This window comes from Promicromonospora sp. NPDC060204 (assembly GCF_042728455.1).
Classification (GTDB): domain Bacteria; phylum Actinomycetota; class Actinomycetes; order Actinomycetales; family Cellulomonadaceae; genus Promicromonospora.
Genome location: NZ_JBHWZO010000075.1, coordinates 1 through 24,899 on the forward strand (window position 1 = coordinate 1; position 24,899 = coordinate 24,899).

The following is a 24,899-nucleotide window of genomic DNA, read 5'->3' on the forward strand; positions in this document are numbered from 1 at the left end:
GGTGATCGGACGACGAGGCCACACCGGGCCGTTGATCACCGCACTGTTGAACCTGCGCTGCCGATCGAACCTGGGCTGCCGATCGTCGAGTCGCTGATCGTGAGCCCATGATCACCGCGCGGGCAGATCCGTGTGCAGCCGGCGAGCGAAACTGCGTGCAGCTGGCGACCCGACTGCTTGACTGCCCGCACAACCACTCCTCGGCTCGCTCATGGTGCCCCACCCCTACCGGCCCCCACCCCCAAGAAACTTAAAGCAGTGTGTATAGCGCAACACAACTGTCTTCCAACATCAAGCAAGATCATCACGGTAGCAGGTCGGATTTTTCTGCGGCGCCGCCCCGCACCGCGGGCATACGCTCCGAGACGATGAACCTCGCCGGGATACTCGCCGCCTCCACGAGCACCGCCGTGCTCGTGGAGGGCGAGAGCGACCGCGTGGCCGTCGAGGCCCTCGCCGCACGGCTGGGCCTCCCCCTCGCCGACCTCGGTGTGCAGGTCGTCGCCATGGGCGGCATCACCAACATCGGCCACCACCTCGTCGCCCTGTCCGGTGAGCGCCCCGCCGATGCCCGCGGCGTGCGGGTGGGCGGCCTGTACGACGCCGCCGAGGAACGCTTCGTGATCAAGGGACTGGACCGCGTCGGGCTCCGCCCGGAGGCCGCCACCACTCCCCTGTCCGAGCACGGCTTCTTCCGCTGCGACCGCGACCTCGAGGACGAGCTCATGCGAGCGGTCGGCACCGACGGGTTCCTGGCCCTGATCAAGGCCGAGGGCGAGCTGCGCAGCTTCGAGCGGCTGCGGGGCCAGCCCGCGCAGCGCGAGCGCACCACCACGCAACAGCTGCACCGGTTCATCGGTTCCAAGGGCGGCCGCAAGGAACGCTACGGGCGGCGCCTCGCCGAGACGCTCCCGCTGGACCGAGTGCCGGCCCCGCTCGACGCGCTGCTCCGCTGGGCCACCTGAGCCGGGTCCCCAAGAGCAGGACGAGCCGTCCGCCCCGTCCTCACGCCTTCCGCGGGTCGAGCACCACCATCCCGGCGCGGGGCGCGGAGTCCATCGTGGGCACGAGCGCGGCCGCCTCGGCCAGACCGACCACCCGGTCGAGCAGGTCCTGGGGCCGCAGCGCGCCGGAGGCGACGAGGTCGAGCATCTCCGGGTAGTCGACCGCGGCCATGCCGTGGCTGCCGAGCACGTCGAGCTCCCAGCCGATCACGCGCCCCATCGGTACGCGCGGGCCGCCGTCGACGGGCGAGAAGAGCCCGACCTGGACGTGGCGGCCGCGTCGGCGCAGGCTCAGGATCGCGTCGGCGCACGTCTGCTCGCTCCCGACGGCGTCGATCGCGACGTGGGCGCCGCCGTCGGTCAGCTGGTGGACGACGGCGGGGACGTCGAGCCCGTCGGCCAGCACGGTGCGTTCCGCGCCGGCGCGGCGGGCAGCGGCCAGCGCACCCTCGGAGCGGTCGACGGCGATGACGTGCGCCCCGCGGGCCACGGCGATCATGACGGCGCTGAGCCCGACGCCGCCCGCCCCGACGACCACTACCCACTCCCCTGCCCGGACCTGGGCGCGGCCGGCCACGGCCCGGTAGGCGGTGGCGAACCGGCAGCCGAGGCTCGCTGCCGCCTCGAACGTGACGCCCTCGGGGATGGCGACGAGGTTGGCGTCGGCGGCGTGGAGCACGACGAGCTCGGCGTACGACCCCCAGTGCGTGAAGCCGGGCTGGGTCTGGTCGGGGCAGACCTGCGCCTGACCGGTGCGGCACCACTCACAGATACCGCAGCCGCTCACGAACGGCACGGTGACCCGGTCGCCCTCGCGCCACCGGGTGACGCCGGCGCCCACCTGCGCGACGGTGCCCGCGAGCTCGTGCCCCGGCACGTGCGGCAGGTCGGGGATGTCGGGGTCGTGCCCGGCCCACGCGTGCCAGTCGCTCAGGCACAGTCCGGTGGCGTGCACGCGGACGACGACGCCGCCGTCGGGGGCCGTCACGTCGGGGACCTCCCGGACGGAGGTGGGGCCCTGGAACTCGTCGAAGAGGATCGCTCGCACGTGCGGATTCAACCACGCGGGACCGACACCCGACCTGTGTCGTTCGCGCTCCCGTCGGCCGTGACGCTGCCCCGCGCCCTCACTCCCCCGCGAGGATCCGCAGCACCGGGGTGAACGCGTCGACCAGCTCCTCGGAGACCACCAGGTAGGAGATGCCGAGGCGCTCGCGGCGGTCGCGGAGCTGGTCGGCCATGTCCTGGGGTAAGCCGGTGACCACGGAGAGGGCCCCTGAGGCCGCGAGCGCCGTCGGGTCGATGCGGTCGGCGAGGTAGCGGGGTACGGCGTCGCCGACGGCCATGAGGTTGACGTTGAGCTCTACGGGCGCAGGGGTGGGCGAGGCGGCGGACGCACCCGCGGGCGCGGGCACGGGCCGGCTGCGTTCGGCGTCGCGCACGCGTTCGATGAGCTTGGCTGCCGTGTCCGCGTCGGCGTCGAGCGGGATACCGAGGGCGACGGTGTCGGCGTGCTGTCCGGCGAGGGTGAGCATGCGGGTCCCGCCGGCGCCGATCAGGAGCGGGACGTGGTGCGGCTGCGTGCCGTACGGGACCACGTGGGCGTCGGTGGTGGTGTAGTGCTCGCCGGTGGTGGTGACGGTCTCGCCGTCGAGCAGGCGGCGGATGATGCCGACGGACTCGGCGAGGCGGGACACGCGTACCCCGGGCTGGTCGAACGTGCGTCCGAGCATGGCGTTGTCGGGGCCGGTGCCGGGGTGTCCGGCGCCGATGCCGAGCTCGAAGCGCCCGTCCGACAGGACGGCGAGGGTCGTGGCGTCCTTGGCGACGAGCACGGGGTGGCGGAAGTCGTTGGCCAGGACGTAGGTGCCCAGGTGCAGTCGGGTGGTCGCGGTGGCGGCCGCGGCGAGCATGGGCAGCACGGACAGGCCGTGGGCGATGCTGTCGGGCGTCACGAGGGTGTCGAAGCCGAGGCGTTCGATGTGGCGTGCGTGGTCGAGCCAGGCGGCGCCGGTGGGTGCCTGCGAGGCGACGACGCCGAACCGGAAGGGTTGTGTGCTGTTCACGGGTCTCTCCGTCCTGGGCGTGTCCCTGGGGTCAGTCCCTTGGTTCAGGCAACTGTGCGCGCCCGGTGGGCACAACCACATTCGTCGGTGGGCGAAGCTGCTCGTACGCAAACCTGCGTACACGGGTGTCGCTCTCGGACGGACGCAGGGCACCCCGGGGCGGGGCGACGGTGGGCCCATGGACACGACGCGCACGACTACGGCAGGTGCGGCAGGGACAGGTGCGGCAGGGACACCCCCGGCGGAGACAGCACCCCCTGGCGACCTCGTGCTGAGCACCGACGCGCTGACCAAGCGGTACGGCGACCGGACCGCCGTCGACCGGGTCAGCATGACGGTGCGCCGGGGCGAGGTGTACGGCTTCCTGGGGCACAACGGCGCGGGCAAGACGACGACGCTGCGGATGGTGCTCGGGCTGGTGCGCCCCACCGCGGGACGGGCCACGGTGCTCGGGCTCCCTGCGGGACGGCCCGGGGTGACGGCACGGGTGGGCGCCCTGGTCGAGGGGCCCGGCTTCTACCCGTACCTGTCGGGCCGGGACAACCTGCGCGTCCTGGCCCGCTACCAGCACCTGCCGCGCACCGAGGTCGAACGGGTCCTGGACCTCGTCGACCTGACCGGCCGCGGCGACGACGCCTATAAGGGCTACTCCCTGGGCATGAAGCAGCGCCTCGGCGTCGCCGCGGCCCTGCTCGGCGACCCGGAGCTCGTCATCCTGGACGAGCCCACCAACGGCCTGGACCCCGCGGGGATGGCGGACATGCGCGCCCTGGTCGTCTCCCTCGCCCGGGGAGGCCGCACCGTCCTGCTGTCCAGCCACCTGCTGGCCGAGGTGCAGGAGATCTGCGACCGCGTCGGGATCATCGACCACGGCCGGCTGCTGCGGGAGGCCCGTGTCGCCGACCTGCGCGGCGGCGTCACCATGCGGGTGCGTGCCACCCCGCACGACACGGCGCTCGCGGTCGCCACCCGGCTGGCCGGCCCGGGCGCCGTCCGCCCGCTGCCCGACGGCGCCCTCGGCGTGGACCTGCCCGCGAGCGCCGCACCCGACCTGACGCGGGCGCTGGTCGCCGCCGGGGCCGACGTGCACGAGGTCGCGCCGAGCGAACGCACCCTGGAGGAGGTCTTCTTCGAGCTGACGACGCCGGACCCCACGACCCCCAGCAGCACGACCGGGAAGGAACCCGTCTCATGACCACCGTCCTGCACGCCACCCGCGCCGAGCTGCTCCGGCTGAGCCGGTGGCCCGCCGTCTGGATCACCGTCGGCGCCTGGGTGGCCCTCGCCCTGACGTTCGGCTACGTCTTCGACTACGTCACCTGGGCCACCGGCACCGAGACGTTCGCGACCGAGGGTGCGGCCGCCGCCCGCGACGCGCTCCTGGCCGGGCTCCTCCCCCAGGCCGTGCCCGACGTCCTGGTCCAGGGCATGCCCATGTTCGGCGGGGCGCTCGCGATGGTGCTCGGCGCCCTGGTCGCGGGCAACGGCTTCGGCTGGGGCACCTGGAAGACCGCGTTCACCCAGGGCCCCTCCCGCACCGCCGTCGTCGGCGGCTCCCTGACCGCCCTGAGCGTCTTCGTGCTCCTCATGGTCGCGGCCACCCTGGCGCTGTTCACCGCCGTCTCGGCCGGGATCGCCCTCGCCGAGGACCAGGCCGTCGTCTGGCCCACCGCGAGCGCCACCGCCCAGGCCGTCGGGAGCGGGCTGCTGGTGCTGGAGATGTGGGCCCTGCTCGGCTACACCGTCGGCGTGCTGGCGCGCGGACCGGCGCTCGCGGTGGGGCTGGGGCTGGTGTGGGCCCTGGTGGTGGAGAACCTGCTGCGTGGCGTGGGTTCGCTGCTGGACGCCGTCGAGCAGGTCACTCACTACCTGCCCGGCACGGCCGCCGGGTCCCTGGTCGGTGCGCTCACGGGGACGGGGACGGGCACACCCGGGGTGCTCGACGTCGTCCCGGGCGGGCAGGCGGTGGTCACGGTCGTGGCCTACGTGGTGGGGCTGTGCGCCGTGGTGCTGGTGGTGCTGCGCCGTCGCGACCTCGCGTGAGGTCCCGTCGCAGGTCAGCGGCATATTCCGGCATATCGGGAGTGTCAGTGGTCCCGCTTAGGGTGGCGGACATGGTCGCTCCTCCGCGCCTCGAGCGCATCACCGTCGACGAAGCCGCCCGCCGCTACCTGGCGGCGGTCGAGGTCGAGACGATCCGCGGTGTCCTGTCCCCCGCCACGGCGCGCAGCTACACGCGCGACGTGACGGAGTTCGGGCGCCTGACGGGCCGCGAGCGCATCCTGGACGACGTGACGGGCTCCGACGTCGACACCGTGCTGGTGCGGTACCAGTCCGCGCCCGACGCCCGGTACACCGACCCGGACCGCAAGGCCGGGCCGGGTCGCAGCACGGCGACGGTCAACCGGTTCCGGCAGTCGGTCACCCGGTTCTTCGCCTACGCGGCGCGGGAGTGCTGGGTGCAGGCCGACCCGATGCAGTGGGCGGCGCCGCCGGCGAAGGTGCGCGGCACCCTGCGCACCGCCCGTACGGCCCTGTCCGCGAGCGCGGCGCGCAGCCTGCTGACCACCCCGCCGTCGGACACCCCCGCGCGCACGGACCAGGACCTCGCGCTGCGGGACCGGCTCGTGGTGGCACTCCTTCTGGTCCTGGGGCCACGTGTCTCGGAGCTGGCCCGCACCGACGTCGACGACGTCGCCCGCGAGCCCGAGCGCACCACGTGGCGTATCCGCGGCAAGGGCGGCAACACCCGCACCGTGACGCTGTCCCCGCCCCTGGCGCGCGCCCTGGAGGACTACCTGACGAACCTGCGGCCCTCCCTGGCCGCCAAGCGCCCCCACGACGACGACGCGCAGCGGGCGCTCCTGCTGTCGTGGCGCGGACGGCGCATCGACACCCAGGCCATCCGCGCCCTGCTGGCCCGTGCCGTGCGCCGGATGCCCGCCCCCTACCAGCGCGAGGCCACACCCCACGCCCTGCGGCACACCACGGCCACCCTGCTCGTCGCGGACGGGTGGGACGTGAAGGTCGTCGCCGAGCTGCTCGGGCACGCGTCGATCGCCACCACCGGCGTCTACCTCGACCGCATCGAGGGCGAGCTAGCCGCCGCGATCCGGTCCCATCCCCTGGCGGCCGCCATCGAGTGAGGCACGTCCGGCGGGGTCCGTCCGGCGGGGCGCGGACCCACCCCGGCCGTGGCAGCATGTGAGCCCATGAGGACACTCGGTCCGAGGGCATCGGGCAGGGCTTCGGGCAGGGCATCCGCCCCGGTCGCCGCGGTGGCGGGGCGGGCGGCGACCCGGTGAGCCGCCGGATCCTGGTCGTCGACGACGACGAGGCGATCCGCGACGTCGTGCGCACCGGCCTGGAGATGGTCGCCCGGTGGTCGGTGCGCCTGGCCAGCAACGGGGAGCAGGCCATCACCCTGTGCGGCGAGGACCCGCCGGACGCCGTCCTGCTGGACGTCATGATGCCCACGATGGACGGGCCGACGACGTTCGCCCGGCTGCAGGACGACCCCCGCACCCGCAGCGTGCCCGTGATCCTGCTGACCGCGAAGGTGCAGCCCGTGGAACGACGGCAGTACGAGGACCTCGGCGTCGCCGGGGTGCTCGCCAAGCCGTTCGACCCGCTGACGCTGCCCGACCAGATCGCGGACCTCCTCGGCTGGCAGCGCTGACCCGGTCGTCGGTCACCCCGGACGCTCTCGGTCGATCACCGCACTGATCTGCGGGTCCGGCACGGGTGAATTACCCTCTGGCACATGGTGTCGCGGCGCGGTGCTGCGCAGTCACGAGACAGGTTTCTGCGCTGGTGCTGGGTCTCCGGCACCGCCGTGGTGCTGCTCGTCATCGCCCTCCTGAGCCCCCTGAGTCAGGCGACGCGCGAGCAGATCTCCATGGCGGCGATCGCCGCCGCCGGTGTCGTCGCGGCCATCAGCTGCGCGCAGCGCGCGACCCGGTCCACCGGCCGGCGCCGGCGCGCCTGGGCCGTGCTCTCCCTCGGCGGGGTCGTCGGCCTGGCCGGCAACGTCTACTCGGGGCTCGTCGGCGACCCCGAGACCGGCGACGCCGCCTACATCGCGGCCCTGCTGCTCGGCGTCGTCGGCCTCTCGCTCTTCCCCGCCGTCCGCCCGCGCGGGCAGGAGCTCGTGCGCATGCTGCTGGACAGCGTCGTGGTCGGCGGCTCCGTGCTCTACATCGCGCTGTTCGCCCTCGCCCTGCAGGCCGACACCCCGCAGGCGGAGCCCGCGCTCACCGCCTACGCCCTCCCCGTGGTCGACGCCCTGCTCGCCACCCTCGCCGTCCAGGTCATGACCCGCTCGAACACGGCAGAACGGGTACCGCTCGTGCTCGTCGGCGGCGGGTTCGTGCTCTACGCCGTCGCCGACGTCGCGTTCGCGCTGCTGTCCGCCGCGGGCGGCTTCACCTTCGGCAGCCCCGTCGACGCCGCCTGGGCCGGCGGGTACATCGCCATCGCGCTCGCCGCCCGCCACCCCGCCGCGTCCGGCAGCCCCGTCGTCGACCGCGCCGAGCACGGCACACCCGTGCTCGGCACCGTCGTCACGTTCTGCCTGTTCCTCGGCGCCGCCCTCGTCCGCGTCGTGCAGACCGGCAACCAGACGCTCCCCCCGGTCGCCAACGCGCTCTGGGTCGCCGTCCTCGTCGCCGTCGTCGCACGCCAGATCCTCGTCGTCGTGGACAACGAGTCCCTGCGCCACGGCCTCGAACGCCGCGTCCAGGAACGCACCGCACAGCTGCGCTCCCTCGCGAGCGAACGCGAACGCACCCTCGAGTCCGTCGCCGACGGCATCTACGGCGTCGACCCGGACGGCTGCGTCACCTTCGTCAACACCGCCGGCGCCTACACCCTCGGCGCCTCCGCGAGCGACCTGGTCGGCCGCGACGCCCACGCCACGTTCCACGCCCCCGCCGACGACGGCACCCCCCTACCCGCCGAGGGCTGCTACATCGCCGAGGCCCTGCGCGACGGCATCACGGTCACCGCCGAGCAGGACGTCTACCTCCGCCCCGACGGCAAGGAGGTCCCCGTCGAGGTCACCGCCAGCCCCCTGCGCGACGACGGAGTCATCCGCGGCGCCGTCGTCGTCTTCCGCGACGTCACCGAACGACGCGAGGTCGAACGGATCAAGGACGAGTTCGTGTCCGTCGTCAGCCACGAGCTGCGCACCCCGCTGACCGCCATCCGCGGGGCCCTGTCCCTGCTGGACAGCGACGCCCTGGACGACTCGCCCGAACAGGCCGCGCGCATGGTCCGCGTCGCCCTGACCAGCAGCGAACGCCTCGGCCGCCTCGTCGACGACATCCTGGACACCGAACGCCTCGAAGCCGGCACCACCCAGCTCGAGATGGCAGAACACCCCGTCGGCGACCTCGTCGCCGCAGCCGTCGACCAGGTCGCCGTCCTCGCGGACGACGCCGGGATCACGCTCGAACCCACCAGCTCCACCGAGACCGTCCGCGCCGACCCCGAACGCGTCGTGCAGACCCTGACCAACCTGCTCGGCAACGCCGTCCGCTTCTCCCCGCCCGGCAGCACCGTCCGCGTGACCGCCGCCCCCGTCGGCGACCTCGTCGAGATCCGCGTCGACGACGAAGGCCGCGGCATCCCGCCCGACAAGCTCGAAGCCGTCTTCCGGCGCTTCGAACAGGTCGACGCCTCCGACACCCGCGAACGCGGCGGCTCCGGCCTCGGCCTGACCATCGCCCGCAGCATCGTCGAACGCCACGGCGGCCGCCTCTGGGCCGTCAGCCAGGGCGAGGGCACCGGATCCAGCTTCCGCTTCACCCTGCGGCGCGCCACCCCCCACCCGGCCCGGACACCCGAACCCGCACCCGACGACGACGCCGCCACCCGCGTCATCGTCGTCGACGACGACCAGTACGTCGTCGACGTCCTGCGCACCGTCCTCGAAGAACGCGGCTACGACGTCATCGGCCTGACCGACGGACGCGCGGCCCTCGCCGCCGTCGAGGACGAGCACCCCGCCGCGATCGTCCTCGACCTCGCGATGCCCGGCACCAGCGGCGCCGAGGTCCTCAGCCGGCTGCGCCAGTCCGCCGCCACCGCCGACGTCCCCGTCGTCGTCCTGTCCGGCACCCGCCCCCACGACGCCCTGGAGACCGCGGCGCTCGCGGACGACTGGCTGGTCAAGCCCGTGGACCCCGACCGCATCGTGGAGACCGTCCGGGACGTCATCCGGCGCCAGCCCCACCACGGCCGGGTGCTGCTGGTCGAGGACCACGAGGAGCTGCGGACCGTCGTGGCGACCGTCCTGCGCAACGCCGGCCTGGTCGTGACGACCGCGAGCTCCGTGGACGCGGCGCGCGAGGCCCTGAGCCAGGGCGCCGACCCGGACCTCGTCGTCCTCGACCTCACGCTGCCCGACGGCAGCGGGCGGGAGCTCGTCGCCGACCTGCGCCGCGACGGCCGGCTGCGGCGCGTGCCGCTGGTCGTGTACACGGGCGCGGAGGTCAGCCGTTCCGACCGGGCGGACCTCCGCCTGGGCCGCACCGTCTTCCTGACCAAGGGCCGCGCGGCGCCCGACACCGTGCTGCGCTCCGTGCTCGACCTCCTGGACGTCGCGGCGGGCCGGGCCGGCGACGTCGGCCGGCCCGGACAGAACCCCACGGTGAGGAACCCATGACCCAACCTCTGACGGAGCCCCGTACACAGGCGCTGACGATCCGCGTGAGCGCGGGCAGCGGCTCGGGACGCACACCCCTGGCCGCGTTCGACGCCGCCCTGGCGGCGGCGGGCGTGAGCGACTTCAACCTCGTGCGGCTCAGCTCGATCGTGCCGGCCGGCAGCCGGGTCGTGGAGGTCGAGGGCCCCGCGCAGCTGCGCGGCGACCACGGCGACCTCCTGTACTGCGTGTACGCGAGGGCGCACACGTCGCTGCCGGGGCACGAGGCCTGGGCCGGGGTCGCGTGGTCACGGCGTGACGACGGCACCGGCGCGGGCCTGTTCGTCGAGCACGAGGGCCCCTCCCACGAGCAGGTCCTGGCCGACCTCACGCACAGCCTCGAGGACCTCTCGGCGACGCGGGGCGGCCGGTACCGCCCCGAGGGCCACCGCGTCACGGGCATCACCTGCGTCACGCTGCCCGTGTGCGCCGTCGTCGTCGCGACGTTCCGGCGCACCGGCTGGCAGGAGACCGACGTGACCGGAGAGCCCCACGTGGCAGGAGACCCCGGTGAGCGCTGACGTCGCCTTCGAGCGGGTCGTGGACGGCGCCGACGCCGAACGTTTCTGGACCCTCTACCTTGACGCCTTCGAGCCGCTGCGCACCCGGGCCGCCGCCCGCCACGTGCTGCACCGGGAGGAGTTCGACGCGGAGATGGCCGACCCGCGCGTGACCAAGCTCCTCGTGCGCGACGACCAGGGGGACGCCGTCGGGCTGACGACGCTCGCGACGGACCTCGCGGCCGTGCCATGGGTCAGCCCCGAGTTCTTCGCCGCCCGCTACCCCGAGCACGCCGCGCGCGGGGCGCTGTGGTACATCGGGTTCACGCTCGCGCACCCCGGGCGCCGCGCCACGCGCACGTTCATGGACATGATCGACGCCCTCGTCGGGCACCTCGCCGAGCACCGGGTCGTGTGCGCCTACGACGTGTCGCGGTTCAACGACGACTCGCTGCGGTTCGCCGAGAACCTGCGCCGCCACCTGGAGCGCACGCAGGACGTCACCGTCGAGACCGTGGACCGCCAGTCGTACTACGCGACGACGTTCCACTGAGGACCCGCACGGGGCCACCCCGGTCGATATCCCAGGTCGGACGACGTGAGACCGGGTACCGTGAGCGGGTGGCCTCACGTAAGATCCCCGGCAATTTTCCGAAGCTCACGCTGGACATCCCGTCCGACTTCGTGCAGCGTGCCCGCTCGCTCGCGACCCGCGCGGCGATCGTCGCGGCCGCCGTCCCGGTCGGTGCGGCGGTCGCCCTGACCGTGACCGACATGGTCCGGCGGCGCATCCACCCGCTCACGGCGAAGTTCCCCACGGAGAAGCCGCTCACCGAGAACATCGACGAGACGGCCACCACGGTCTACACCTACGGGGCCGACCTGTACGAGGCGATGCTCGACGCCGTCCGCGGGGCCCGCAAGTCCGTGATGCTGGAGTCGTACATCTGGAAGAACGACGAGGTGGGGCAGCAGTTCAAGCAGGAGCTGATCGACGCCGCCGCCCGCGGCGTCGACGTCTACGTCATCTACGACGGCTTCGCCAACCTGGTGGTGCCCTACTCGTTCTACCGCTTCCCGCCCAGCGTGCACACGCTGCGCTTCCCCGCGCTGCGCCCCGGCATGACCTACCTCAACGTCCGCAAGTCCGGGCGTGACCACCGCAAGATCCTCGTGGTCGACGACGAGATCGGGTTCGTCGGCGGGTACAACATCGGCTCCCTGTACGCCACGCAGTGGCGCGACACCCACGTGCGGCTGGAAGGCCCGTCGGTGTGGGAGCTGCGCAACGCGTTCGTCGACTTCTGGAACCGGCACCGCAAGCCGCGCCACCCCATCCTGGCCGACGTCGGCTCCGGGACCTGGCTGCCGCACCTGAAGGCCGCGCGCAACGCGCCGTCCGAGCTCGTGTTCCCGATCCGCGGCATCTACCTCGACGCGATCGACCGCGCCACGCACCACGTTTACATCACGCAGGCCTACTTCATCCCGGACCACGACATCCACGCCGCGCTGCTCGCGGCGGCCGCCCGCGGCGTCGACGTCCGGGTGCTGGTGCCGCACCGCTCCAACCACGTCGTGGCCGACTGGCTCGCCCGCGGCCAGTACGCCTCCCTGCTGCGCGGCGGCGTGCGCATCTTCCTGTACCAGGGCGCCATGGTCCACGCCAAGACCGCCACCATCGACGCCCGCTGGACCACCATCGGCACCGCCAACATCGACCGCCTCAGCCTGACCGGCAACTACGAGGTCAACCTCGAGATCGTCGACCCGGGCCTGGCCGCCCGCATGGAGGACGTCTTCGCGATGGACCTGTCCAACGCGCAGGAGCTGACCCTCGCCCAGTGGGAGGAACGCGGCGCTGTGGCCAAGATCGGCGAGTACCTGCTCATCCCGCTGCGGCCCCTGCTCTAACGCTTACCCACCGCTCTAATGCTCACCCACCGCGGTAGACCGACGCGGTAACCCGCCAGCCCTCGCCCAGGGCGCCCGGCACCGATAGCGTGCTCCCGACGTGCACAGGGGCGGGTGGACGAGGGGTTGCGGCATGGGGCCAGGTGTGGCGGACGTGCTGCACGGCGCTGCTCGCACGCCGTCACGGCATCAGACCGCAGAGAACCAGCGACGGGAGTGGTGGCAGCACCTCGCCGAGCGCCGCTCCCGCTGGCTGACCACCCACCCTCGCCTCACCCGCACCTGGGCGGCGACCCGCACCGTCGTCCTGGCCGGGTCGCTCCTGTGGCTCGCCGCACTGTGGCTGTTCCTGCCCGAGCTGCGACTGGGCCTGCGCGCCTACCTCGGCTGCCTCTGGGTCGTCGTCGCCTGGTTCGCCCTGGCCCGCACCAAGACCCTGACCTGGTCCGGGTACCTCGGCTTCTTCACCGCCTGCGTGCCCTGGTCCGTCGGCATCGGCGCCCTGACCACCACGCTCGCCACCCAAACCGCCGGGCTCGACGTGCTCGGGGTGTCCGAGGCCGGTGCCGAGATCGCCGTCGCGGGCATCGTCGAAGAGGTCGGCAAGCTCGTCCCCGTCGTCGTCCTCGCCCTGCTCGCACCACGCCGCGCCGCCCGGTTCGCCACGATCGACTGGCTGCTGCTCGGCCTCGCGTCCGGCACCGCGTTCCTCGCCGTCGAGGAGAGCCTGCGCCGCACCGCGCTCGCCACCGGCAACGCCGGCCTCGGCGGCTTCCTCCAGACCTCACCCGCCGACGTCGTCCTCCCGCCCGACTACGTCACCTTCGGCCTCCTGCCGATCCCTAGCACGATGAACGCCGACGGTGCCCTCCTGGCACCCACGACCGCCGCCGAGTTCGGCGGCCACGCCATCATCACCGCCCTGGTCACCGCCCTGTTCGGACTGGCGCTCGCGGCCTGGCAGGCCCGACGGCGCTTCACGGGGCTCGCGTTGGCCGCGCTGCCCGTCGCGGCCCTGTGGTCCGCGATCGCCGACCACGGGATGTACAACGCGGGTCTGGACCTGTTCAGCGCCCTGCCCGGCGACGACGGCACCCCTGCCTGGCTCGACCCCGACACCACGACCATCCCGTGGTGGCTCCGCGTGCCCTGGTCGTTCCTGGGCCACGGGCACGGCCGGGTCGCGGTCTTCCTCACCCTGGTCCTGGTGTGCCTCCTGGTCGACGCCGCCCGGCTCGCCACCCGCCCCGCAGCCGGCCTCACCGGGCGCCCCGCGCCGGGCTGGGTCACCCGGCCTGCTCCGACGGTGCCCAGGGCCGCCCATGCCGTGCTCGGCGCCGTCACGGCGCTGGTGTGGGTCGTGGCGCGCGACCTGACACACGCGCTCGCGGGCTTCGCGCGGCGGCCCGCACAGGCAGGCGGGGAACCGTCCGGCGGGCAGCCGGTACTCCCACAGTCGGCGCTCCCGGAGCCGCGCCGTGCCGCCGCGGCACGAGGTGCAGCGCTCGTCTCCGGCCAGCGCGCGCTGCGCGAGCTCGCCCACGAGCACGCCTCCGCACGCATTCACCCCTGGGCGCGGCGGCTGGCCGCGGTCGCCGTCCTCGCCGGGCTGGGCTGGCTCGTGTTCGCTGCCGCGCCCGCCACCGCGCGCGAGATCGGGACCACGACCAACGACGTCTTCGACCTTGGTCCTGGCCCTGGCCCTGGCCCCGGGGAGCTGCCCACGCTCCCGTCGGACCCGCCTGCCAATCTGCCGACCGGCCTGCCGACAGGCCTGCCCAGCGGCATGCCCACCGATCTTCCGACGACGCTGCCGAGCGACCTGCCGACGTTCGACCCGGACGACTTCCCGTCCCTGGACCCGGACTTCGAGTTCCCGAGCCTCGACCCCACCACCGACCCCACCACCGACCCCACCACCGGGCCGACCAGCGGCGACTGGCTCGCCGGCATCCTCGACTCCCTGGCCGACTGGTGGCACGACCAGCCCCTGATCACCCAGCTCGCCATCGGAGCCGGCATCGCGGCCCTGGTGGTCCTGTCCGGCGGGTCCCTCGGACTGGCCCTCGGCATCTCCGGCGTCCTGACCTGGGGCCTGGACAAGTCCGCGGGCATCGCGACCTTCGCCCGCGACCCCCACCAGGCCACGCGCGACTACTTCGCCACGGCCACACCAGCCCAGCTCGCCGCCGACACCGCCGGCGTCGCCCTCACGTTCCTGCCGGGCAACTTCGCGGGCGCCGCCACGGGCCGCATCCTGCGCACCACGGCCGACGACCTGATCGCCGACCCGGCAGCCTGGTGGGCGATCCGACGCCAGCGTCTCGCGGACGCTGCAACGGAGGAGCGCGGCTCCATCGACATCGAACATCTGCTCGCCAAGAGCACCCCTGCCCGCAGCGCCGACGACATCCCGGGTCTCGCGGCCCTCGTCGGAGATTCGCGCACCTATGTCGATCTCACCAGAGGTGGCTCGATCCGTAACGTCGGAACGAACGCGTCGCGCGCCGAATTCACCGACACGTTGACCAGTCAGGGATGGGTCTCCCGGACTTCGGCAGACGGTAAGGTCCAGATTTTCCAGAAGGACGATTCCAAGTACGTACTGCGTCGGAAGAACTCCAGCAAGTACCCGGGGTGGACGGCCGACTTCACGCCTGCTGGATCAAGCAAACACACGATCGAGATCCGATTGGGGTACACCGGGTGAGCAACGCAACGACACATCCGCGGGACGACAGCGAGTACGAGCAACTCCTCGAAGAGGTCCGTGCGGTCATCGACGTCGACCGCCGGCTACCCGCGTGGCCCTTCCGCAATGCCCCGGGGGACATTGACATCTGTCAGTACAGCCACGCGATCGAGGGACCCTTCGGGCCGGTCCTTCAAGCTCTTGCCGACGCGCACGGCGACGAAACCATGACTGTCGTTGCTCTCGACCCGGCCGCCGCCTACTACCACGAGCACTATGGCGTCTACGGCGCATTCCGGATGGCTGCGAAGGCCATCAGCGGGTCTTACTACGACGCGGTCGCTTTCGAACCGCACGGCGATCCGACGGGAGCGCTGACCTTCACCACGGATGTGCTCGCCATTGTCGGAAGCTCTGGCCGCTGGTCGGTGTGGGCCGAACGTTCCTGGGACCTCGCACTCATTGCCTCCGATCAGAGAAACGGCCCGTGGCTAGCGCGCGGAGTCCCCTTCGTCTCCGCCGAAACCGCCCTGGCCGACTTCACGGAGCCCGACTTCAAGTCCCCGCTGACGACCGAGGAACGCGACGAGTTCCTCCGGAACGTCCGGCGCTCCTCATGACTGCTCCCGGACGACGATCGAACGCAGATCTGGTGGCTCCATCCGCCGTCATACCGCTACCAGACCCGCGCTCACCCGACCAGCCCTGATAACGGACCGCCGGGCCAGGCCAGTTGAGCCGGCCCAGCGCCCGTCACACCGTCAGCGACTCCCCCACCGCCAGCCGCCTGTACGTGTAGTCACCGCCGAGCCGCGCCGTGTCCAGCCACCGCCCCACGGCGCCGTGCCCGATCTCGGACAGGAACACGTCGTGGATCGGCACGACGACCCGCGCCGGGACCGACCGCGCGAAGTCGATGAACTCCCCCGTCTTCAGCCACGGCGCCGACACGGGCACCAGCAGCACGTCCAGGCCACCCTCGGGCAGCGCCGCGGGCGCGTCGAACGAGTCACCCGGGTGGTACACGCTCCCGCCGTCCACCTCCACCAGGTACGTCACGTTCACCGCACGCGGGATCTCGCGGTGGATGAGCGCGTGCTCGCCACCACCCACCGTGACACGAGCGCCCGCGACGTCGAGCACCTGACCGGGCGTCACCTCGTGCACCCGGTCCGCCGGCGCGCCCGCCTCACGCAGGGCGCTCGCGGCGGGTCCGGTGGCCCACACCTGGGTGTCGGGGGCGGCGGTGAGGTGGGTGACGACGGCGGCCGCGTCGACGTGGTCGAAGTGGTCGTGCGTGATCAGCACCGCCCGGGCGCCCGCCAGGGCGGTCGTGGTGTCGGCGAAGGTGCCGGGGTCGATGACGAGCGTGCCCGGCTGGGCATCCGGCTGAGCGCCGGGCAGGGCGAGGGTGACGCACGCGTGTCCGTGGAAGGTGAGCTGCATGCTCGCAGGCTACGCCCGCGCGGGAGCGTCAGCAGGCCACGGGCCAGAGCACGCCAAGGCACGGGACAACAGCGAGCCGTCTGGTCGGGGTGCGGTGGCTACCCCGTGCCAGACGGCAGGGTCAGGAGTGGGTCGGGTGGTGATGCGGAGCGGTCAGACAGGGTGGTCAGACGGCGTGGTCAGACGGCGGACCGGGCGGCCCTGCGCTGGGCGAGCTCGTCGCCCTCGACCTCGGGGACCTCGCCGGTCTCGCCCGGGTCGAGGGTCTCGGTCGGCATCTCGGCCAGGGTGCCCTCGATCTCGCGCCAGACGCGTCCGACGGCGATGCCGAAGACGCCTTGACCGCCGGCGACCAGGTCGACGACCTCGTCCGGTGACGTGCACTCGTAGACGCTGGCGCCGTCGGACATCAGGGTGATCTGGGCCAGGTCCTCGACGCCGCGTTCCCGGAGGGCCGTGACGGCGGTGCGGATCTGCTGCAGGGAGACGCCGGTGTCGAGGAGGCGCTTGACCACCTTGAGCACGAGGATGTCGCGGAAGCTGTACAGCCGGTGGGTGCCGGACCCGGTGGCGGGCTTGATGCTCGGCTCCACGAGTCCGGTGCGTGCCCAGTAGTCGAGCTGCCGGTAGGTGATGCCGGCGATGTGGCACGCCGTGGTGCCTCGGTAGCCGGTCGTGGCGTCCTGTTCCGTCAGGTCCTCACCGAAGAGGAGACCCTGCGCGCCGTGCGGGACCGTAGCGCGTGTGGCTCTCTCACCGCTGGTGTTCACTGTGCCTCCTGGGGTGTCGTGACCACGCTATGGCGCGTCGAAGGTGATTTCAAAGATGCGCGCCGTGAAACGTCTCGGCGTGTCGCGGTTCAGCCGCGTTTCAGCCGGTCCGCCCACCCCCTTGGGACCCTCCGCCGGGTGGGCCGGAGAAGTCCTCGGGCGTGACGTGGTCGAGGAAGTCACGGAAGCGTTCGACCTCTGCCTGCTGGTCGACGTCGACGATCTCGACGCCGGCCAGGGCGACGATCTCGGCCGAGCACAGGACGGGGCTGCCGGTGCGCACGGCCAGCGCGATCGCGTCGGAGGCGCGCGAGTCGAGGTGCACGCCGTTGCTCAGGACGAGCTCGGCGAAGTAGATGCCGCCCTCCAGGGCGACGATCTCGACCCGTTCGAGCGCCACGCCGACGGCGCCCAGGACGTCGCGCAGCAGGTCATGGGTCATGGGTCGGGGTGTGGCGAGGCCTGCCTGCGCCATGGCGATGGCGCTGGCCTCGCGCGCCCCGATGACGATCGGGATCGCCAGGTCCGCGGCGCTGTCGAGCAGCAGCACGACGATCTCCTGATCGCGTTGCTGCTGTCGAACGCCGAGGATCTCCACGGGGACCATCGGCACGTCGTCCGGCCTCACGCTTTCACCGTACGGCGTCCTGCCACCACTCGTCGCGCGCTCGGGTCAAATTCCTGGTCACGGGCGGGTGCGCCGACGGCAAAGCTTACGGTCGGGCCGACCTACCCGAGGTCTTCGATGCCCTGCCGGACCCACGCGGTGTGCAGGCGGGTGAACAGCTCGCCCATCTCGCCGGCCATGCTCGCGGCCTTGCCGCGGCCCGCGCTGGCCTGCTGGCTGCGCAGCGGGGCGACGACCTGGTCCACGAGGGTGACCTGCCGGTCGGCGGCGGTGCGGAAGGTGCGCAGGTGGCGGGGCTCGATGCCGAACTCGGCGAGCGCGCCGGCGATGCGGGCGACCTCGACGGCGCTCGGACCGAACGTGCTGCCCGACTGGGGCAGTAGCCCGGCCTGGGCGAGGCTCTGCACGAACTCCTCCGTGACGCCCGCTGCCTCGGCCACGGCGGGGGCGGTCCAGCGGCGGCGCGCCGGTGACCCGTTCGCGGCGAGCCGCGGTGCGGGGTGCTCGGCCGAGTCGGGGTCTGCGTCCATCGCCGCCAGGCGTTCCTTGATGACCTTCAGCGGCATGTAGCTGTCGCGCTGCTCGGTCAGGACGAACCGGAGGCGTTCGACGTCGGCCTGGCTGTACTGGCGGTAGCCGGACGGCGTCCGTACGGGCTCGATCAGGCCCTGCTCCTCCAGGAAGCGCAGCTTGGAGTGCGAGACGGAGGGGAACTCCTGGCCCAGGGCGCGCAGGACGTCGCTGATCCGCATCGTGGCCTGCCGGGAGATCCCCCGGGGCCAGGGCGCGTCGAGGTCCGCGGCATGACCGTGCGCACGGTCACGGTCATGGTCGCGCGCTGCGCCGGCGGTCACGGGGCGGGCGTTCCCGGGCCCCACTGAGCCGGCGACTGCGGGCTGGCGTGGAAGGTCAGGCGGAACTTGCCGATCTGTACCTCGTCGCCCGTCACGAGCGTCGCGGCGTCGATACGGCCCCGGTTGACGTAGGTCCCGTTCAGGGACCCGATGTCGCGCACCACGAACGAGTCGCCCTCGCGGACGAACTCGGCGTGCTTGCGGGACACGGTGACGTCGTCGAGGAAGATGTCCGCCTGCTCGCTGCGGCCGGCGACCGAACGGCCGGTGTCCAGCAGGAACCGGGCACCGAACCCGGGGCCGCGCTGCACGATCAGCAGTGCGGAGTGCCGGGGCAGGGCGGCGACCGCAGCCGCCTCCTCCGGGCTCAGAGCGGTGCGGGGCGCCTGCTCGTCGGAGGTCGGGAACGCGATGCGACCCAGGTTGGCCGTGGTATCGGGCCCGACCGGATGGGCGCTGGGGTCCGTCATCAGGTCTCCTCGGGTGCGATGTTGATGGAACTGGGTGACTACGTGGGGACAACGGCCGGGGCATCGTCCGGGTTCCAACAAACCTACCCCGATCGGGGTAGCGGCGAAAACCAATGTCCGGAACCAACCCGGATAAAACTACCTACCTCCGGGCGGTTCCGCATGCCGGTTCACCAAGTTGGCCCGCAACCGGTGTCCGAGCAGGTCAGGAACGTGGCGGGGGTCACTTTTCGTCGCCCGGCGCGACGGGTTCGGCGTGCTCGGGCTGACCCGGGATGCGGACGGCGTCGACCAGCACCTCGTCGGAGGTGGTGGTGGTCGCCTCCCCACCCTCCTCGCGGATCCGGGGCAGCGCACCGCCGGGGATCTCCAGGGCACGGTCGATCGTGTCGGGGTCGCCGATCGCCGTCCACTCGTACGGGGACGCGATCGCGGCGCCGTCGAGCACGATGCCACCGCCCGAGTCCACGAAGTAGCTGGTGGTGACCAGCCGCATGCCGTTGACCTGGATCGCCTCGGCCCCGGCGTTGCGCAGCTCCTCGAGCAGGTTGAACAGCGCCTGCGCCTCCAGCGGCTTGGCGCCGTCGGCCACGTGGATCTGGACGCCCGGTCCCTGCGCCGGGAGACGACCCGACAGGATGCCCTCCTGCTCGGCACGCTGCTGCGCGAGATCCCGCGCCGCCTGGTCGCGCCCGTCCTCCGACTGCAGGTCGTCCCGGATCCCCTCCAGGTCCGAGACCTCGGCGTCGAGCTGGTCGGCGCGCTGCGTGACCTCGTCCAGGAGCCGCACGAGCTCGTCCTGCCGCAGGCTGCCGAGCTGGTCCCCCGTCGACTGCCCCACCTGCACCGCCAGGGCGAACCCGAGCGCCAGGCACAGCAGACCCGTCAGCACCTCCGAGCGCGTGCCGCGCGGACGCAGCAGCTGACCCACCCGCTTCCAGCCGGACGCCGGTTCCGGGTCGGGCTCCCGCTCTGGCTCCGACGCGAGCATCTGCGGCGGAGTCTTGTCCGAGCCCGTGTCCGAGGCTGCGTCCGGATCCCTGTCCGGATCCCTGTCCGGATCCCTGTCCGGATCCTTGTCCGGATCCTTGTCCGGGTCCTTGTCCCGAGCCGCGTGCGGGGCATCCTCCGCGGGGACGTCCGGGGCGTCGTCGACGGGCTCGTCCGCGACGGTCTTCGGCTCGACCGGCTCAGACCCAGGAGCATCCGGCCCGGAGACCCTCGGCCCGTGCTTGTTCGACCCGCTCTTGTCGGGCTTCGCGCCCGCCCCGTTCTTGTCCCGGCCCATGCTCACGCCTTGAAGATGTGCCGGCGGATCGAGGCGGCATTCGAGAAGATCCGGATCCCGAGCACCACCACGACCGCCGTCGACAGCTGGCTGCCCACGCCGAGCTGGTCACCGAGGAAGACGATGAACGCGGCCACCACGACGTTCGACAGGAACGACACCAGGAACACCTTGTCGTCGAACAGCCCGTCGAGCATCGCGCGCAGCCCGCCGAACAGCGCGTCCAGCGCGGCCACCACCGCGATCGGCAGGTAAGGCTGCAGGAACAGCGGAACGGTCGGCTGCAGCACCAGCCCCGCAACCACCCCGATCACCAGCCCGACGATCGCGATCATCCGTTGTCCTCCTCGGATCGGTCCTGTTCCGTACCTGCTGATTCCGTGCCTGATTCCGTACCTGTTGCCGTACTCGCCGTACCGCTGGGTGTCGTGCTGGGTGTCGTGCTCGCGTCCGGCTCCGTGCCCGAGGGCACCCGCGCGAACCGCAACGTCGGGGAGCCCGCACCCGGCAGGTACATCCCCTCACTCGTGCGCACGTCGTTCTTGATGTCGTACTCCGCGCTCAGCAGCTGCAGGAACCCCAGCCCCGCCGACCGCGCGAACTCCACCTGCATGTCCTCCGGGTCACCGATCGCCTCGATCCTGTACGTGGGACCGTTCAGCGGCTGCAGGTCCACCAGGATCGCGTCACCCGCGTTCCGGATCGCCGACAACGACGTCAGCCGCTCGTCGTTGACCGCGATCGCCTCCGCCCCCGCCGCCCACAGCTCGTTGACCACGAACTGCACGTCCGCGTCCCGCACCCGCGACTCCGCCGGCGCGTCACCCGGCTCCACCAGCCCACCACCCGAACCATCCGTCAGCGACACCACCATGCCCGGCCCCTGCACCGGCACCGCACCACTGACCAACCGGTCCAGCTCGTTGACCTCCTGCAGCGCCGACGGCAGCAACCCACCGCTCTGCAACCCGTCCACCTGCGCGTCCAGCGCCGTCGCCCGCGCCGACAACGCCTCCACCTGCGCACTACGGTCCTGGATCTGCTCGATCAGCACCGACCGCCCCTTCGAGACCGTCGGCTGCGGCGCTCGCAGGTCACGCACCGCCACCGCCGTCATCGCACCGAGCAGGATCGCCACGAGCAGGATCGTGACCACGCCTCCCACGCTGCGCCCCGCCAGCGGACCCGACGGCTGCCCCGCCTCCGCGCGCCGCTGCGCCATCTCCGCGTACCCCGGGTCCAGCGGCCGCTCGATGACCTCCCGCAGGAGCGTCATCGACTCGTCCGGACGACGCGGCGCCGTGCGGTCGGCAGGGGGGCCGGCCGCACGGTTGGCAGGGTGGCCGGCCGGGCCGCCCGCCCCGGGGGCCGTCATCCCTGCGCCACCAGCCGGCGCACCTGCGCCACGTACTGCAGACCCGCCAGCCAGTACAGGCCCACACCCCACCAGGTGAACGCCCAGCCCACCACGTGCGCACCGGCACCCACCCAGCCTGGCACCTCCGCGAGCAGCAGCAACGGGAACGCGTACAGCAGTGCGAACGTCGCGACCTTGCCGACCGTCGTCACGTTCAGCGTCCCGTACCCGAGGCGGGCCAGGACCGGCACCGTCAGTGCCAGCAGCACGTCACGCGCCACGATCGCCAGCACCAGCCACAGCGGCACCACCTCACGCCAGGCCAGGCCGATCAGGGTCACGAAGATGAAGAGCCGGTCCGCGAAGGGGTCCAGCATCTGCCCCAGCCGCGTGACCTGGTTCAGGCGACGGGCCAGCACACCGTCCAGCCAGTCCGACGCACCCGAGACGGCGAGCACCACCAGCGCCCAACCGTCCTCGCCCACGACGATCAGCACGGCGAAGACCGGCACGAGGGCCAGCCGCACCATACTGATCACGTTGGGCACGGTCAGCACCCGGGAGCTCATCTCCGCCCCAGTGGACACGCACACCGCCCTTGCTCACGCCGGTTCGTCTCGGCCGCCATCCTACGGCGCGACCGTTGCGTATACGCACGGGCACGCCGTCCGGACGGGCAGGACCACCCCGCACACGCCCCGTACACGCCCGGCCGACCACCCCGCCGACACACCCGGCGACACACCCGGCGCCACCCGGACACGCCCGGCACGACGCCGTCCGCAACGCCCTCACCACGGACGACATCACCCGGGTGCTGCACGTCACGCCCCCAGCCTCTGTGCTCAGGGCGCCCGCAACCGATACAGTGGTGCCACATCCCCTTGGAGTTCGTCGTCTTCCCGTGTGTGCACGCAACGTGCGAGACAGGCCCGCAGCCTCGGCTGCGGGGAAGGTGTGTCGGGAGCGAGCGACGCGAGGGCCCTCACCTCGGCCCTGACTCCCACCCGACGACGAACGGTGCAGCACTGCATGTCTATCGACACCCCTGACCTGATCGCGCCTGCCGAGCAGGAGACCGACCAGGTCACCGCCGACTCCGGCGACCAGACGGCCCCCGAGGCCGCCACCAGCTCCGAGACCTCGACCGAGCAGACCCCGGCTGAGCCGACCCCGGCCGAGCCCGCCCCGGCGCAGCCCGCCGAGCCCACCGGCCCCACCTTCGCGAGCCTCGACCTGCCCGCGCCTCTCATGGCCGCCATCGCCGAGCTCGGCTTCGTGACGCCCTCCGCCATCCAGGCCCGCGCCATCCCCGAGCTGCTCGCCGGCCGCGACATCACCGGCGTCGCGCAGACCGGAACCGGCAAGACCGCCGCGTTCGGCCTCCCGCTCCTCGCCGCCGTCGACCCCAAGCTGCGCAAGGTCCAGGCCCTCGTCCTGACCCCGACGCGCGAGCTCGCCATGCAGGTCGCCGACGCCATCGAGTCGTTCGCCAGCAAGATGGACGACGTCCGCGTCCTGCCCGTCTACGGCGGCTCCCCCTACGTGCCCCAGCAGCGCGCCCTGCGCGACGGCGTCCACGTCGTCGTCGGCACCCCCGGCCGCATCAAGGACCACCTCGAGCGCGGCGCCCTGCGCCTGGAGGACATCCGCTTCCTCGTCCTCGACGAGGCCGACGAGATGCTCCGCATGGGCTTCGCCGAGGACGTCGAGGAGATCTTCGGCCAGGCACCCGCCGAGCGCCAGGTCGCCCTCTTCTCCGCGACCATGCCCCCGGCCATCCGGAAGGTCGCCGACCAGCACCTCACCGACCCGGTCCAGATCGCCGTCACGCGCCAGGCCTCCACGGTCACCGCCGTGCGCCAGACCTACGCCGTCGTGCCCTTCCGTCACAAGGTCGGCTCGCTCGCCCGCGTCCTGGCCACCTCCGACGCCGACGCCGCCATCGTCTTCACCCGCACCCGCGGTGCGGCCGAGGACGTCGGCTCCGCCCTCATCGAGAAGGGCATCTCCGCCGCCACCATCTCCGGTGACGTCGCCCAGAAGGAGCGCGAGAAGATCGTCGAGCGCCTCCGCTCCGGCGCCCTCGACGTCCTCGTCGCCACCGACGTCGCTGCCCGCGGCCTCGACGTCGACCGCATCGGCCTCGTCGTCAACTTCGACGTCCCCGGCGAGCCCGAGGCCTACGTCCACCGCATCGGCCGCACCGGCCGCGCCGGACGCACCGGCGAGGCCCTGACCTTCGTCACCCCGCACGAGCGCGGCAAGCTCCGCTCCATCGAGCGCACCATCCGCGCCCAGCTCGAAGAGGTCGAGATCCCCTCCCCCCGGGACGTCTCCGCCCACCAGGTCAAGCGCACCCTCGGCAAGGTCGCGGCCCGCCGCGAGGCCGGCCGCCTCGAGCTCTACACCGAGCTCATCCGCGCCTACGCCGAGGAGTCCGGCACCGACCCCATCGACATCGCAGCCGCCATGGCGGCGCTCGCGGTGGGCGACGACGGCCCGCGCGCCCGCGCGGAGCAGGAGGAGTACGAGCGCGAGCGGGCCGAGGCCAAGGCCGCGGCCGCCCGGCGCAACACCCGCGAGGGCGACCGGCACGACCGCTCGGGCGACCGCCCGTCGCGCGGCCGTTCCGAGGGCGACCGCGGCATCCGCCGTCCGGCCCGGGGCACCCGCTACCGCATCGCCGTCGGCCACACGCACGGCGTGCAGCCGGGCGGGATCGTCGGCGCCCTGACGGGCGAGGGCGGCATCACCGGTGCCGACGTCGGCAAGATCGACATCTTCGGCAGCTTCTCGCTGGTGGACATCATCGCGCCGCTGGACAACGAGGCGCTCGACCGCCTGGCCCGCGCCCGCGTCGCCGGCAAGCCGCTGCGCATCACGCTCGACCGCGGCCCGGCGCGTACCGGCGGCGGCGACCGGGAGCGTGCCCCCCGCAGCGGTGGCGACCACCGTCGTCCGGACGGCGAGCGTGGCCCCCGCGGCCGCGGCCCGGCCCACTGGGAGGCGCGCAGCACCCGCTGACGCCCTCACGACAGTAGTTACTGTTGTTTGAAACGACAGTAACTACTGTCGTAAGGTCGGTCAAGACGGAAGGCGGACACATGGTCAGAACTTGGGCGACAGACGATCCCAAGGCCGGGCTCATGGCGCGCAAGCGTGCCCAGATCGTCGCGGCCGCGCGCACGGCCTTCCTCGACG

General features: G+C 72.6%; 23 protein-coding genes. 12 read left to right on the forward strand and 11 right to left on the reverse strand.

The features are described 5' to 3' along the window. The first annotated feature begins 368 nt into the window (after nucleotides 1-368). Nucleotides 369-965, forward strand: a complete 597-nt coding sequence (locus ACFWEJ_RS11850) for a TOPRIM nucleotidyl transferase/hydrolase domain-containing protein (protein ID WP_377229404.1) — start codon at nucleotides 369-371, stop codon at nucleotides 963-965. A 40-nt stretch (nucleotides 966-1,005) separates the two neighbouring features. On the opposite strand, the gene ACFWEJ_RS11855 is transcribed toward ACFWEJ_RS11850, so the two are convergent. After that, the gene (locus ACFWEJ_RS11855) at nucleotides 1,006-2,052 is read right to left on the reverse strand and encodes an alcohol dehydrogenase catalytic domain-containing protein (RefSeq protein ID WP_377229405.1); all 1,047 of its coding nucleotides are present in this window, start codon (nucleotides 2,050-2,052) and stop codon (nucleotides 1,006-1,008) included. 79 nt (nucleotides 2,053-2,131) lie between these two features. Then, entirely contained in the window at nucleotides 2,132-3,070 is a 939-nt protein-coding gene (locus ACFWEJ_RS11860; RefSeq protein WP_377229406.1) for a TIGR03621 family F420-dependent LLM class oxidoreductase, read from the reverse strand. Nucleotides 3,071-3,338: 268 nt separating this feature from the next. Here ACFWEJ_RS11860 and ACFWEJ_RS11865 point away from each other — a divergent pair, with 268 nt between their 5' ends. The 10 genes from ACFWEJ_RS11865 (at nucleotide 3,339) to ACFWEJ_RS11910 (ending at nucleotide 15,502) form a co-directional block, all read left to right on the forward strand. After that, the gene (locus ACFWEJ_RS11865; RefSeq protein ID WP_377229407.1) at nucleotides 3,339-4,265 is read left to right on the forward strand and encodes an ABC transporter ATP-binding protein; all 927 of its coding nucleotides are present in this window, start codon (nucleotides 3,339-3,341) and stop codon (nucleotides 4,263-4,265) included. Beyond that, the gene (locus tag ACFWEJ_RS11870) at nucleotides 4,262-5,113 is read left to right on the forward strand and encodes an ABC transporter permease (RefSeq protein ID WP_377229408.1); all 852 of its coding nucleotides are present in this window, start codon (nucleotides 4,262-4,264) and stop codon (nucleotides 5,111-5,113) included. The genes ACFWEJ_RS11865 and ACFWEJ_RS11870 overlap by 4 nt, the downstream gene beginning before the upstream one ends. Before the next feature lie 71 nt (nucleotides 5,114-5,184). Beyond that, nucleotides 5,185-6,216 (forward strand): tyrosine-type recombinase/integrase, encoded by a 1,032-nt coding sequence (locus ACFWEJ_RS11875; RefSeq protein WP_377229409.1) that lies wholly within the window; start codon nucleotides 5,185-5,187, stop codon nucleotides 6,214-6,216. 155 nt (nucleotides 6,217-6,371) lie between these two features. Then, nucleotides 6,372-6,749 (forward strand): response regulator, encoded by a 378-nt coding sequence (locus ACFWEJ_RS11880; protein ID WP_377229410.1) that lies wholly within the window; start codon nucleotides 6,372-6,374, stop codon nucleotides 6,747-6,749. A gap of 84 nt (nucleotides 6,750-6,833) precedes the next feature. Continuing rightward, nucleotides 6,834-9,737 carry a response regulator gene (locus ACFWEJ_RS11885; RefSeq protein ID WP_377229411.1) on the forward strand — a complete coding sequence of 968 codons (2,904 nt, stop codon included), beginning with the start codon at nucleotides 6,834-6,836 and terminating at the stop codon, nucleotides 9,735-9,737. Then, nucleotides 9,734-10,297, forward strand: a complete 564-nt coding sequence (locus ACFWEJ_RS11890; RefSeq protein WP_377229412.1) for a pyruvoyl-dependent arginine decarboxylase — start codon at nucleotides 9,734-9,736, stop codon at nucleotides 10,295-10,297. The genes ACFWEJ_RS11885 and ACFWEJ_RS11890 overlap by 4 nt, the downstream gene beginning before the upstream one ends. Continuing rightward, nucleotides 10,287-10,829 carry a hypothetical protein gene (locus ACFWEJ_RS11895; RefSeq protein ID WP_377229413.1) on the forward strand — a complete coding sequence of 181 codons (543 nt, stop codon included), beginning with the start codon at nucleotides 10,287-10,289 and terminating at the stop codon, nucleotides 10,827-10,829. Before ACFWEJ_RS11890 ends, ACFWEJ_RS11895 begins: the two co-directional genes overlap by 11 nt. A 110-nt stretch (nucleotides 10,830-10,939) precedes the next feature. Continuing rightward, complete coding sequence (locus ACFWEJ_RS11900) at nucleotides 10,940-12,190, forward strand: phosphatidylserine/phosphatidylglycerophosphate/cardiolipin synthase family protein (protein ID WP_377229423.1); 1,251 nt, start codon at nucleotides 10,940-10,942, stop codon at nucleotides 12,188-12,190. A 133-nt stretch (nucleotides 12,191-12,323) separates the two neighbouring features. Beyond that, entirely contained in the window at nucleotides 12,324-14,900 is a 2,577-nt protein-coding gene (locus ACFWEJ_RS11905; RefSeq protein ID WP_377229414.1) for a PT domain-containing protein, read from the forward strand. Continuing rightward, nucleotides 14,897-15,502 carry a hypothetical protein gene (locus ACFWEJ_RS11910; protein ID WP_377229415.1) on the forward strand — a complete coding sequence of 202 codons (606 nt, stop codon included), beginning with the start codon at nucleotides 14,897-14,899 and terminating at the stop codon, nucleotides 15,500-15,502. Before ACFWEJ_RS11905 ends, ACFWEJ_RS11910 begins: the two co-directional genes overlap by 4 nt. Before the next feature lie 133 nt (nucleotides 15,503-15,635). Here ACFWEJ_RS11910 and ACFWEJ_RS11915 read toward each other — a convergent pair whose 3' ends face one another. From ACFWEJ_RS11915 to ACFWEJ_RS11955, 9 genes are all read right to left on the reverse strand, one after another. Then, nucleotides 15,636-16,328: an MBL fold metallo-hydrolase gene (locus tag ACFWEJ_RS11915; protein ID WP_377229416.1), complete on the reverse strand. Its 693-nt coding sequence runs from the start codon at nucleotides 16,326-16,328 to the stop codon at nucleotides 15,636-15,638. Nucleotides 16,329-16,507: 179 nt separating this feature from the next. Beyond that, nucleotides 16,508-17,098: a MerR family transcriptional regulator gene (locus ACFWEJ_RS11920; RefSeq protein ID WP_377229417.1), complete on the reverse strand. Its 591-nt coding sequence runs from the start codon at nucleotides 17,096-17,098 to the stop codon at nucleotides 16,508-16,510. Between the two features lie 100 nt (nucleotides 17,099-17,198). Next, a complete protein-coding gene (locus tag ACFWEJ_RS11925; RefSeq protein ID WP_377229424.1) occupies nucleotides 17,199-17,705 on the reverse strand; it encodes a bifunctional nuclease family protein in 507 nt (168 codons plus the stop codon). Nucleotides 17,706-17,827: 122 nt separating this feature from the next. Next, complete coding sequence (locus tag ACFWEJ_RS11930) at nucleotides 17,828-18,580, reverse strand: MerR family transcriptional regulator (RefSeq protein ID WP_377229418.1); 753 nt, start codon at nucleotides 18,578-18,580, stop codon at nucleotides 17,828-17,830. Continuing rightward, the gene (locus ACFWEJ_RS11935; protein WP_020015374.1) at nucleotides 18,577-19,050 is read right to left on the reverse strand and encodes an FHA domain-containing protein; all 474 of its coding nucleotides are present in this window, start codon (nucleotides 19,048-19,050) and stop codon (nucleotides 18,577-18,579) included. Before ACFWEJ_RS11935 ends, ACFWEJ_RS11930 begins: the two co-directional genes overlap by 4 nt. A gap of 223 nt (nucleotides 19,051-19,273) precedes the next feature. Continuing rightward, nucleotides 19,274-20,338 (reverse strand): DUF881 domain-containing protein, encoded by a 1,065-nt coding sequence (locus ACFWEJ_RS11940; protein ID WP_377229419.1) that lies wholly within the window; start codon nucleotides 20,336-20,338, stop codon nucleotides 19,274-19,276. A gap of 2 nt (nucleotides 20,339-20,340) precedes the next feature. Beyond that, a complete protein-coding gene (locus ACFWEJ_RS11945; RefSeq protein WP_285104718.1) occupies nucleotides 20,341-20,673 on the reverse strand; it encodes a small basic family protein in 333 nt (110 codons plus the stop codon). After that, nucleotides 20,670-21,713 carry a DUF881 domain-containing protein gene (locus tag ACFWEJ_RS11950; RefSeq protein WP_377229420.1) on the reverse strand — a complete coding sequence of 348 codons (1,044 nt, stop codon included), beginning with the start codon at nucleotides 21,711-21,713 and terminating at the stop codon, nucleotides 20,670-20,672. The genes ACFWEJ_RS11945 and ACFWEJ_RS11950 overlap by 4 nt, the downstream gene beginning before the upstream one ends. Next, a complete protein-coding gene (locus tag ACFWEJ_RS11955; protein WP_377229421.1) occupies nucleotides 21,710-22,282 on the reverse strand; it encodes a CDP-alcohol phosphatidyltransferase family protein in 573 nt (190 codons plus the stop codon). The genes ACFWEJ_RS11950 and ACFWEJ_RS11955 overlap by 4 nt, the downstream gene beginning before the upstream one ends. A gap of 445 nt (nucleotides 22,283-22,727) precedes the next feature. Here ACFWEJ_RS11955 and ACFWEJ_RS11960 point away from each other — a divergent pair, with 445 nt between their 5' ends. After that, nucleotides 22,728-24,722, forward strand: a complete 1,995-nt coding sequence (locus ACFWEJ_RS11960; protein WP_377229422.1) for a DEAD/DEAH box helicase — start codon at nucleotides 22,728-22,730, stop codon at nucleotides 24,720-24,722. Nucleotides 24,723-24,899: the final 177 nt, after the last annotated feature.

What these genes read in the sequence shown, in the direction of transcription:
- ACFWEJ_RS11870 (WP_377229408.1), top strand. Translation starts at nt 4,262, where the DNA reads ATGACCACCGTCCTGCACGCCACCCGCGCCGAGCTGCTCCGGCTGAGC.
- ACFWEJ_RS11945 (WP_285104718.1), bottom strand. Translation starts at nt 20,673, where the DNA reads ATGATCGCGATCGTCGGGCTGGTGATCGGGGTGGTTGCGGGGCTGGTG.
- ACFWEJ_RS11960 (WP_377229422.1), top strand. Translation starts at nt 22,728, where the DNA reads ATGTCTATCGACACCCCTGACCTGATCGCGCCTGCCGAGCAGGAGACC.
- ACFWEJ_RS11905 (WP_377229414.1), top strand. Translation starts at nt 12,324, where the DNA reads ATGGGGCCAGGTGTGGCGGACGTGCTGCACGGCGCTGCTCGCACGCCG.
- ACFWEJ_RS11885 (WP_377229411.1), top strand. Translation starts at nt 6,834, where the DNA reads ATGGTGTCGCGGCGCGGTGCTGCGCAGTCACGAGACAGGTTTCTGCGC.
- ACFWEJ_RS11890 (WP_377229412.1), top strand. Translation starts at nt 9,734, where the DNA reads ATGACCCAACCTCTGACGGAGCCCCGTACACAGGCGCTGACGATCCGC.
- ACFWEJ_RS11940 (WP_377229419.1), bottom strand. Translation starts at nt 20,338, where the DNA reads ATGGGCCGGGACAAGAACGGGGCGGGCGCGAAGCCCGACAAGAGCGGG.
- ACFWEJ_RS11950 (WP_377229420.1), bottom strand. Translation starts at nt 21,713, where the DNA reads ATGACGGCCCCCGGGGCGGGCGGCCCGGCCGGCCACCCTGCCAACCGT.
- ACFWEJ_RS11915 (WP_377229416.1), bottom strand. Translation starts at nt 16,328, where the DNA reads ATGCAGCTCACCTTCCACGGACACGCGTGCGTCACCCTCGCCCTGCCC.
- ACFWEJ_RS11875 (WP_377229409.1), top strand. Translation starts at nt 5,185, where the DNA reads ATGGTCGCTCCTCCGCGCCTCGAGCGCATCACCGTCGACGAAGCCGCC.
- ACFWEJ_RS11925 (WP_377229424.1), bottom strand. Translation starts at nt 17,705, where the DNA reads ATGGTCCCCGTGGAGATCCTCGGCGTTCGACAGCAGCAACGCGATCAG.
- ACFWEJ_RS11850 (WP_377229404.1), top strand. Translation starts at nt 369, where the DNA reads ATGAACCTCGCCGGGATACTCGCCGCCTCCACGAGCACCGCCGTGCTC.
- ACFWEJ_RS11935 (WP_020015374.1), bottom strand. Translation starts at nt 19,050, where the DNA reads ATGACGGACCCCAGCGCCCATCCGGTCGGGCCCGATACCACGGCCAAC.